At 69.4% G+C, this 9204-nt stretch carries 10 protein-coding genes and 1 pseudogene; 3 read left to right on the top strand and 8 right to left on the bottom strand.

The window, feature by feature from the left end:
• The coding region (locus ABZ910_RS10850; RefSeq protein WP_361361803.1) for a DNA-directed RNA polymerase subunit alpha C-terminal domain-containing protein at nt 1–311 on the top strand (311 nt) is incomplete at its 5' end.
• Between the two features lie 373 nt (nt 312–684).
• Here ABZ910_RS10850 and ABZ910_RS10845 read toward each other — a convergent pair.
• The gene (locus tag ABZ910_RS10845; RefSeq protein WP_361361801.1) at nt 685–1665 is read right to left on the bottom strand and encodes a YafY family protein; all 981 of its coding nucleotides are present in this window, start codon (nt 1663–1665) and stop codon (nt 685–687) included.
• A 96-nt stretch (nt 1666–1761) separates the two neighbouring features.
• Between ABZ910_RS10845 and ABZ910_RS10840 the strand changes: the two genes are divergently transcribed.
• On the top strand, nt 1762–2319 hold the full coding sequence (locus ABZ910_RS10840) for a DinB family protein (protein ID WP_361361799.1): 558 nt from the start codon (nt 1762–1764) through the stop codon (nt 2317–2319).
• Between the two features lie 274 nt (nt 2320–2593).
• Here the strand turns inward: ABZ910_RS10840 and ABZ910_RS10835 are convergent, their stop codons facing one another.
• From ABZ910_RS10835 to ABZ910_RS10805, 7 genes and pseudogenes are all read right to left on the bottom strand, one after another.
• Entirely contained in the window at nt 2594–2794 is a 201-nt protein-coding gene (locus ABZ910_RS10835) for a hypothetical protein (protein WP_361361797.1), read from the bottom strand.
• 58 nt (nt 2795–2852) lie between these two features.
• Entirely contained in the window at nt 2853–3146 is a 294-nt protein-coding gene (locus ABZ910_RS10830) for a GNAT family N-acetyltransferase (protein WP_361361795.1), read from the bottom strand.
• Nucleotides 3147–3187: 41 nt separating this feature from the next.
• Nucleotides 3188–3562 (bottom strand): hypothetical protein, encoded by a 375-nt coding sequence (locus ABZ910_RS10825; RefSeq protein ID WP_361361793.1) that lies wholly within the window; start codon nt 3560–3562, stop codon nt 3188–3190.
• Nucleotides 3563–3888: 326 nt separating this feature from the next.
• The gene (locus ABZ910_RS10820) at nt 3889–5118 is read right to left on the bottom strand and encodes an MFS transporter (protein WP_361361791.1); all 1230 of its coding nucleotides are present in this window, start codon (nt 5116–5118) and stop codon (nt 3889–3891) included.
• 233 nt (nt 5119–5351) lie between these two features.
• Complete coding sequence (locus ABZ910_RS10815) at nt 5352–5810, bottom strand: GAP family protein (protein ID WP_361361789.1); 459 nt, start codon at nt 5808–5810, stop codon at nt 5352–5354.
• Nucleotides 5811–5898: 88 nt separating this feature from the next.
• Nucleotides 5899–6057 (bottom strand): annotated as a pseudogene (locus ABZ910_RS10810) (hypothetical protein); the annotation flags it as partial.
• Nucleotides 6058–6153: 96 nt separating this feature from the next.
• Nucleotides 6154–7017 (bottom strand): EamA family transporter, encoded by an 864-nt coding sequence (locus ABZ910_RS10805; RefSeq protein WP_361361787.1) that lies wholly within the window; start codon nt 7015–7017, stop codon nt 6154–6156.
• 235 nt (nt 7018–7252) lie between these two features.
• Here ABZ910_RS10805 and ABZ910_RS10800 point away from each other — a divergent pair, with 235 nt between their 5' ends.
• Nucleotides 7253–9172, top strand: a complete 1920-nt coding sequence (locus ABZ910_RS10800; RefSeq protein ID WP_361361785.1) for a GMC oxidoreductase — start codon at nt 7253–7255, stop codon at nt 9170–9172.
• The last annotated feature ends 32 nt before the right edge of the window (nt 9173–9204 follow it).

Here is a 9204-nt window from a genome sequence, read left to right as displayed (position 1 = left end):
CCCCCACGGACGCCGCCCTGGCCGCCGACCTCGCGCTCCCGATCGAGGAGCTCGAGCTGACGGTCCGCTCCTACAACTGCCTCAAGCGTGAGGGCGTTCACATGGTGGGTGAGCTCCTGGCGCGCTCCGAGGCCGACCTCCTCGACATCCGCAACTTCGGTGCGAAGTCGATCGACGAGGTCAAGGCGAAGCTGGCCGGCATGGGCCTGGCCCTCAAGGACAGCCCGCCCGGATTCGACCCGACCGCCGCCGCCGACGCCTTCGGCGCCGACGACGCGGACGCGGGTTTTGTGGAGACCGAGCAGTACTGAACGCTGCGCTGGGTCGCGGAGGGAGCCAGGAAGGCGGAGGAGCCCAAGCTCTCCGAACTTGATCAAGGTAGAGAAGGCGGCCGCCTTCTCTACCTTGTCTTGCCTTCTGTCCCCCTGGGTGCGGCCGAGAGCGCGGCCTGACGCGCTGTCCGTCGTTTGTACCCCAGGACACGAAACAGCCCCCTTGGAGAGATCTCCAAGGGGGCTGTTCGATGTGCCCTGCCGGTGATCTGCTGCTTTCTCCGATCGAGCCAGCAGGCTCGGATGTGTCTGCCGGGCAACCTTGGGTGTGCGTACGGCGGTGAACGGTGGCGGCCGGACGCACACTGGACAAAGACCAGGACAACAGGCGGCTCAACCTGGTCGGGGAGTGCTATTGCCTTCCTTTACGGGCTAGTTGGGCTGCTCGGCTGAACCGTGCGCCCCATTCGCGGATCCGGTCAAGCAATTCGGGCGGGTCGAGGACGCGGAAGTCAGCGTCGAGCACGCCGAGTGCCAGGGTCGGCCAGTCCAGGGATTCGGCGGTCATCCGCACCCGACAATGCTCGCCATCGACCTCCTCGACTGTGCTCCACTGCCCGATCCGTTCGCGCACAGTCTCAGCCGGGGCGTCGACCAGGACCTCGACCTGGTACAGGTGAGGCAGGTTGTTCAGGCCGGCACGGATGAATTCGGCGGCATCGGCGGCGGGCAGGTCGCGGGGGCGGAACCGGGCGCCGGTGCCGTAGGGAGCGGTGAGCCGGTCCACTCGGAAACTGCGCCAGTCGTGTCGGGTGAGGTCGTACGCGACCAGGTACCAGCGGCGGCTGAGGCAGACCAGCCGATGCGGTTCGACGTGCCGGTCGCTGTGCCGGCCGTCGGCGGCGCCGTAGGAGAAACGGAGCTGTTCGTTGTCCCGGCAAGCCAGTGCCACCGCGGTGAGCTTGTCCGGGTCGACGCCCGCGTCGGCCGGGCCGCCCCAGTTGGCGGGTACGGTCATCGCGCGCAGCGCCTCGACCCGGCGCCGCAGCCGGGCCGGCATCACCTGCACCACCTTGGCCAGCACCCGGACCGAGGACTCGGCGATGCCTTCCACCGGGCTCTCCGAGGCAGCCTGCAGGCCCACGGCGAGCGCGACCGCCTCCTCGTCGTCGATCACCAGCGGCGGCAGCGCCGCGCCCGGGACGAGCTGATAGCCGCCGTCGACACCGCGCTGTGCCTCGACCGGATAGCCCAGCTCGCGCAGCCGGTCGACGTCACGCCGCAGGGTGCGGACCGAGACACCCAGTCGATCGGCCAGCTCCCCGCCCGGCCAGTACCGGTGGGTCTGGAGCAGGGAGAGCAGTCGCAGCGTCCGCGTGCTGGTGTTCGCCATGACTCCGATCCTTCCGCAATTCAGGCCAGAAAGTGACCGCTATGGCTCCTAGCGTGGACCCCGTCCGGCAGAGAGAACCAACGGAGGGCGAAGACCATGAGCGAGACCGTGAGCGTCAACGAGCCGACCGCACACGGGCCGGCCGCCACCGGCGAGGCCGCCGACCTGCTGGAGGCGCTGGCCAAGCATCGGCATTTCCTGCGCTTCACCACCCATGGCCTCACCGACGAGCAGGCCGGACTGCGCACCACCGTGAGCGAGTTGTGCCTCGGCGGTCTGATCAAGCACGTGACCTCGGTCGAGCGGGGCTGGGTGGCCTTCCTCCTGGAGGGACCGTCGGCGATGCCCGACTTCACCACCTGGACCGAGGCCGACTTCGCCGCCCGCGCCGAAGAGTTCCGGATGCTGCCCGGCGAGACGCTCGCCGGTGTGCTGGCCGAGTACGGCGAAGTGGCGCACCGGACCGACGAGTTGGTCTCCACCCTGCCCGACCTCGACGCCGCCCAGCCGTTGCCGAAGGCCCCGTGGTTCGAGGGCAGCGCCAAATGGTCGGCTCGCCGCGTACTACTGCACATCATCGCCGAGACCGCCCAGCACGCCGGCCACGCCGACATCGTCCGCGAGGCCCTGGACGGCCAGAAGACGATGGGGTGACCGGCCGGGACGACGGCGTCCCGGCCGTGAATGACCGCCCTCGTTGATGTCAGAGCTGGATGACAAAGGCCCCGGACCATGATCGGTCCGGGGCCTTTGGCGTGGTGCCCCCGGCAGGATTCGAACCTGCGTCAGCCGCTTCAGGAGCGAGGTGAGGCGAGTGCCCTTCCGACCTGCGAACTGCCCACGTGGGTAGGTCGAAGGTCAAGCACCCGCCGGCGACTGCGGTTCCCCGTGGATCCCCGTCAGATCTGGCACGGGTATGGCACGGACCTCAGCTGTTCTCAGTACGTCGCGCAGCACGTCGATCCCTGAGCGCTCCGGCCCCTACCGCGATGGCGCCGAAGAGGGCACTGAACACGATGCCCGTCGGATCCCCCAGGAGTTTCCCGCACAGCCAGAACATGATGGTGACCACCGACCACCAGGCCAGGTAGAAACTGACCTGCCCCCACGGGACGCGCCGCTTCCGCATCGACGCAGCGTACAACGTACGCAGGTGGAGTGACCAAGCCTCATCCTTGTCAGGTCGATCACCGGGCTTCGCGGCCACCGGCAAACGGGCCTGCGACCCGGGGATCCGTCCTCCGGGGTCCGACGTCGGCCGGTGCTGTTCGCGCTTGTTGGCGGCAGCCGTTGATGTCAGGCGCTCGCTGCACGCTTTTGCGCAGGGCCATCGATGACACGTCATAGCCATTGCGGCGGTACAGGGCAACGGCTGCCTCGTTGTCCCCGACGACGTTCAAGCCGAGAGATGTCGAGCCCCCGCGAGCAACGAGCTCTTCGGCGGCGGAGAGGATGGCGGACCCATACCCGCGGCGTCGCAACGCTGGTCAGTGCCTTGGGCGTTCGTTCAGAGCCTGGTGGATCACGGGCCGAGTGGGCTCCAGTTGAACCAGCCTCGAGATGTGTTGTACGCGTCCGTGGGTTCGTCGCCGGTCTGGGATGTCCAGATCCGATGGGCGACGGCATCCGCGCGCGCCGCATAACCGTCCGCCAGAACCACCAGGAGCAGAACCGCAGACAGCGTCAGCACGGGGAGAACCCGCCAGCGGTATACACGTGAGACGACCAGTGCTGCCACGGACAGCAATAGGCCGGCCAGCAGGAGCCACCGGTTCACACTTGCTTCCCGGTCGAGTTCTTCGGACAGCTCGACAAGGTCACCGCAGAGTATGTACGTCTTCGGTCCGTCGAGCAGCGACAGGCAGCGTTCCAGCACGGCGGCCAGCACGATGAACATCCCAAGCACCGGGAGCAATCTCGGATATCTCTCCGACCCCGCCACCGACCTGCCCTGCCTTCCAGCCCCCATAGCCCCCTGCCCTTCGACCACCCGACGGAGCGTCAAACCAAGCCCAGAGGGTACCCACCGCGTGCTGGGGTCCGGTTGCCCACCTGCCGCATCCCACTACGTCCCCAGCTCCCATCCCGTCTGCCGTCGATCCACACACCGTGGAGCGGGCGGCGTGGCCTCACTCAGTCGACAGCGGCGCCCAACGGCAACCGTAAGGAGCGAAGTCCTCCTAGGAGCAAGAGAATTCGGGCGCCGCCGCTTCTCGCTCCCCCTCAGCTGTTCGTCTGCCGGGCGGTCCGCTGGGCATCGGAGCCCGCTGGTGTGGCCGAGCGGGTGATCGGGGCCAGGACGGCGATGGTCGCTGCCGCGACGACCAGAACGCCGAGGGCGGTCGGCAGACCGACGAGTGTTGCCAGGGCGCCGATGACGGGAGAGATCAGCAGCCAGCCGAGGTTCCCTGCGAAGCCGACATGGCCCATGACCAAGGCCCCGTCGGGCAGCCCGCCCGCAGTGGTGAACGCGCCGGGAAAGACCGCGCTGATTCCCGCACCGGCGACGACGAGCGCCGCCAGCGTGAGGCCTGGCTGTCCGACGAGCAGCGCCCCGGTCAGCGCGGCGGCGCAGCACAGGGTGCCGGCCCGGATAAGGCGGTCCCAGCCGATGCGGTCGACCATCCGGTCGTTGAACAGTCGGGCGAGGACCGAGCCGGCCGAGAAGGCCGCGTATCCGGCTGCGGCGGTAGCGGCGTCCGCCCCCACGTTCCTCAGGTACACGCCGCTCCAGGAGGCCGGGGCGTCCTCCACCCATGCGGCCAGGAAGGCCATCAGCGCGAGCATCGACACGACTGTCCGCCTGTTTGGTCCCTGACCGGTCACGTCGGTCCGATCGGGCTGTCCGGGCTGTCCGGGCTGTTCGATCCGTTGGATCTGTTCGGTCTGTTCAGTGCGGTCGCTTCGCTCCGCCTGCTGCGCGCGCTTCCCGTCCGGCCCCAGCCCAAGGGCCGCCACCGCCGATACGACAGCGAGGGCCGCGGCCATGACCACGAACTGGGTCGTCAGTGTCAGACCGAGGGCCGCGGTGGCCACTCCGGCCAAGCCCCCGGTGACGGCGCCGACGCTACGGATTGCGTGCATCGAATTGAGCACCGCGCGTCCGTACCGCCGCTGCACGACGACCGCTTGAGCGTTCATGGCAACCGACGTGCACCCGTCGCCCGCTCCGAGCAGCACCAGCAGGCCCATGAGGGTCCACGCCGAGTGCGCCGTCGGGACGAGGCCCAGCGGCACGCTCAGTACCACGGGCGCCATCGCACTCACGGCGCGGCTGCCGAGGCGCCGCACCAGCACCCCGCCCGCCTGGCTGCCGGCCAGCGCACCGACTCCCAAACCAGCGAGTACGAGGCCCAGAAGCCCGTCGGACATCCGGAGTTCGGTCTGCACGGCGGGAACCCTGGTGGCCCAGGAGGCGAAGACGGCGCCATGGACGAAGAAGATTGCCGTCACTGCCACCCGCGCCCGGCGGGCAGCCGGAGGCAAGTGGCAGCACTCATCGCGCACGCAGGCGCCCGGATTCCGTCAGGGTGCCGGCCAGATGGAGACGGCGGACTCGGGTTGCGGTCATAAAGCGTCTTTCCCCACCCGCAGGACCACGTCCACCTCGACCACCCTCCCTCCCGCCCTCGCCTTCCACGTCAGCGACGACGAGGGACGGCTCACCACTCACGTCCGATGCGTGATCAGCCGGCAGTGAGGACGCTGATGCCGTCCCCGAGGAGCTTGAGGCCGAGGACGAAGAACAGGACGGCCATGACGGCGACGTTGTGCTGGGCCGCCCAGTCGCGCCAGTTGCCGAGGAGGTTCTTCGCGCGTTCGCCCATGACCAGGTAGACAGCGAGCGGTGCGAGCACGCCGAGGGACGCGATGACGACGAAGATCGCGAGTGTTCCGATCTGCTGGGGCACCGGGAGTCCGGCTGAGCTGATCGAGGCGCCCGCGGCGATGGTCAGGGGTGCGTTCTTGAGGTTGGCTGCCGAGAGCACCAGCCCCAGCCCCAGAACTTTGAGGGGCGTGAAGTGGTCGATGGCCGCCATCCACTTCGGGAGCTGCGCCTGAGTGGGGTCCTTGGGGCGTCGGCGCCATTGCCGTGCGCCGAAGAGGGCCAGCAGCAGGCCGAGGGCGAGCTTCAGGGCTCCCACCCAGGTGGCGGGGTGCTTGTGGGTGGACGCGCCGCCCGTGCCCCCCGATCGCGAGCATGATCGCACCCAGCAGTGCGAGTCCCAGGAGCCAGCCGAGAGCGAAGAGCGGGCCGTTGAGGCGTCCTCGCGGCGTGGCCAGGATGAGGATGATCGCCACGATGGGAAGTGGGCTGACCGCGACCGCGGCCGCCAGGCCCAGCACATCACCGACAGCGTGTCCCAAGGCGACCTCCGTTCCTACGCCCATCGTCGTGCAGTGTCGTCTCTCCGGCGCGGTGTCGGCGTCGTACGGGTGAGCCCGGTGGTGCGGACACTTGGCGCTCCGGCAGCCGTACCGCCGTCTTCAGCGCAGGGCGATGAGCGCGATGGCCGCGGCCGCGCAGACCAGTCCGGCGGTCTGCCACCGCGTGAGCCGCTCATGCAGGAAGACCAGTGCCAGCAGGACCGGGATGGCCGGGTAGAGCGCCGACAGTACGGTGGCCACGGCCATCAGCTGGTGCCGAGTGGCGGCGAGGTAAAGGATGATGGCGACCGTCCCGACGGCACCGGCCGCGCAGGCCACCGCCGTCAGCCGGCCGGGCATCGTCGCGGGCGACCGGAAGAGGACGAGCACCGCGGTGATCACCAGCAGGGAGGCGATCCGGCTGACGACGACGGGCCACAGGCCGCCATCCGCACCCACCTGGGCCATCGCCAGGAACTGCACCCCGAAGCAGGTGCTCGCGGCCAGCGCGGCGGGGACTCCGGCGGTCACCGGTGAACCTGTTCCCCGGCCCCGGCCCGGGCGCGGGCCCGGCCCCGACGCCTGCGAGACCAGCCAGAGTGCCGGGACGGCAGCCGCGATGCCGACCCAGGCGACGGTGGCCGGGCGTTCGCCCAGGAAGGCCACCCCCACCAGAACGGGAAGGGCTACGGCGCCCACGTCACTGACCGGGACGACGACGCTCATCTGTCCCTGCGACATCGCCCGGTAGAGGAACGCGACCCCCACGCCCGTACCGACGCCCGAGAGCGCCCCGAACCCGTAGTCACACGCCGTCCCGACGCCACCGGATGACGACATCGCCAGCCACAGCGCGACCACGGTCCCGCCGAGCTGTGCGTAGAGGGCCACGGTGATGCCGTCCATCCGGCGGGAGACGAGCCCGTTCACGAAGTGGGTCACACCGAAGCAGAGCGCGGAGGCCAGGGCCAGGGCTTCACCCACGGGTAGTCCCCGCGGGCAGCACAAGGCCTTCCCCCGACGGCGCGGCATCGGCAGACAAAGGCATACCAACGGGCTTACCCGAGATTCCCGCGTTGATGGCAACTCCGGCGACCGCCCGAGAACGAACCCCATGGGTCCGCCGGGTCCCAGGGGCCCAAAGTCTCCCCCCGCCCACAGCAGGCCAGGTGGCGTGTCCCCCGTCGTCGGGGCACCGTGGTCAGGAGGAGGGAGCCGGATGCCTCAGCAACCCCATGAAAGCGTTCAGGAATTCGACTTCATCGTCGTCGGCACGGGCGCCGGCGGCGGTCCGCTGGCCGCCAATCTCGCCCTGGCGGGCCACCGGGTGCTGGTTCTCGAGGCCGGCGACGACCACGACTGCCCGTACTACTCGATTCCCATCATGCAGGCCTACGCCAGCGAGGACCCCGACATGGCGTGGAGCTTCTTCGTACGGCATTCGGACGATACGGCGACTCAGCGCGAGGATCGCAAGTTCGTCGACGCGAAGGACGGCGTCCTCTATCCGCGGGGCAGCGCCCTGGGCGGCAGCACGACGGTGAACGCCCTCATCACGCTGTTCCCGCAGGGCAAGGAGTGGCAGAAGCTGGTGGAGATCACCGGCGACCGGGGCTGGGAAGTCGAGGCGATGCGCGAGCGGTTCCGGCGGCTGGAGAACTGGCAGGGCGTGGACGCCGAGCCGCTCCCCGGTGACACTCCCGCCGAGCGCGACGCCAAGGCCCGGCACGGCAGGGAAGGCTGGCTAGGCACGACCCGGGCCGCACCCGAACTGGCCCGCCGGGAACCCAAGTTCCTCGACATCATCAGTGCCGTCGAGCAGACCGCGCGCGATCGCTTCGGCATCCCCGACGACATCCCGTTGCCCCGCGACCCCAACGCGGCCGACACTCCGCCGGACTTCGAGGGCATGGGGTTCATCCCGTTCGCGGCGGACGCGGGGGTCCGCAACGGCACGCGCGAGCGACTGCTCGACGTGCGCAAGCAGGTCGGAGACCTGCTCACGATCAAGAAGAACGCGCTGGTGACACGCGTGCTCTTCGACGGCGACCGGGCGGTGGGCGTCGCCTACCGGGAGCAGCGTCGCGCGTACGGCGCCTCGTCGGAGAAGAGCTGCCGTCTCCGTCCCGACCCGGCAGATCGAGAACAGGACCAAGGCCACGACCCCGACCACAACCACGACCAGGGCCGATTCACCGAAGGGACCGCGTACGCCAAGCATGAGGTCATCCTGGCCGGCGGCACGTACAACACCCCGCAGTTGCTCATGCTGTCCGGTATCGGCCCGCGCGACGAACTGGAGCGGCTGGGCATTCCGGTGCGCGTCGACGCGCCCGGGGTGGGGCGGAACCTGCACGACCGCTACGAGGTCTCGGTGGTCGCCGAGTTGGACGACGACTACGCGCTCTTCGACGGCGCGTCGCTCGACGTGCCCACCGAGGGGCAGCGGCGGGATGCGCTGATCGACGAGTGGGACACCGACCACGGCGGACCGTACGCGACCAACGGCCTGCTGGCGACGATCATCGCCAAGTCGAGTGTGTCCGACGGCGACTCCGACCTCATGCTGCTCGTGCTGCCCATCGACTTCCACGGCTACTACCCGGGTTACTCCGATGACGGCGCCCAAGCGCACGACCGGCTGGCGGTGGTCGTGCTCAAAGGACACACCAACAACCGCGGCGGCACGGTCACCCTGCGCTCGGCCGATCCCACCGAGCCGCCGGAGATCAGGTTCCACTACTTCTCCGAGGGCAGCCCGGGCTGGGAGCAGGATCTGCAAGGCGTGGTCGACGGGATGGAGATCGCCCGCGACCTGTTCGCCCATGCCGCCGACGCCGGCGTCAAGCGCGAGCTGATCCCCGGGCCCGAGGTCCGCACCGCCGACCAGCTCAAGGACTGGGTGCGCGACCAGTCGTGGGGACACCACGCCTGCGGCACCGCGAAGATCGGCGCCGACGACGACCCTTCGGCCGTGCTCGACGGCGACTTCCGGGTGCGTGGGGTGAAGGGGCTGCGCGTGGTGGACGCGTCGGTCTTCCCCGACATCCCGGGCCTGTTCATCGCCAGCGCGGTGTACCTGATCAGTGAGAAGGCGAGCGAGGCACTGCTGGCACAGTACGCGGCTGCGGAGTCCTAGTACCGCCTGGTGTCTTCCGGAGCCCTCTCAAC

This window comes from Streptomyces sp. NPDC046805, assembly GCF_040645355.1.
Lineage (GTDB): Bacteria > Actinomycetota > Actinomycetes > Streptomycetales > Streptomycetaceae > Streptomyces.
The sequence above is the reverse complement of the archived record's forward strand: the minus strand, read 5'-3'. Positions and strand labels throughout refer to the sequence as shown.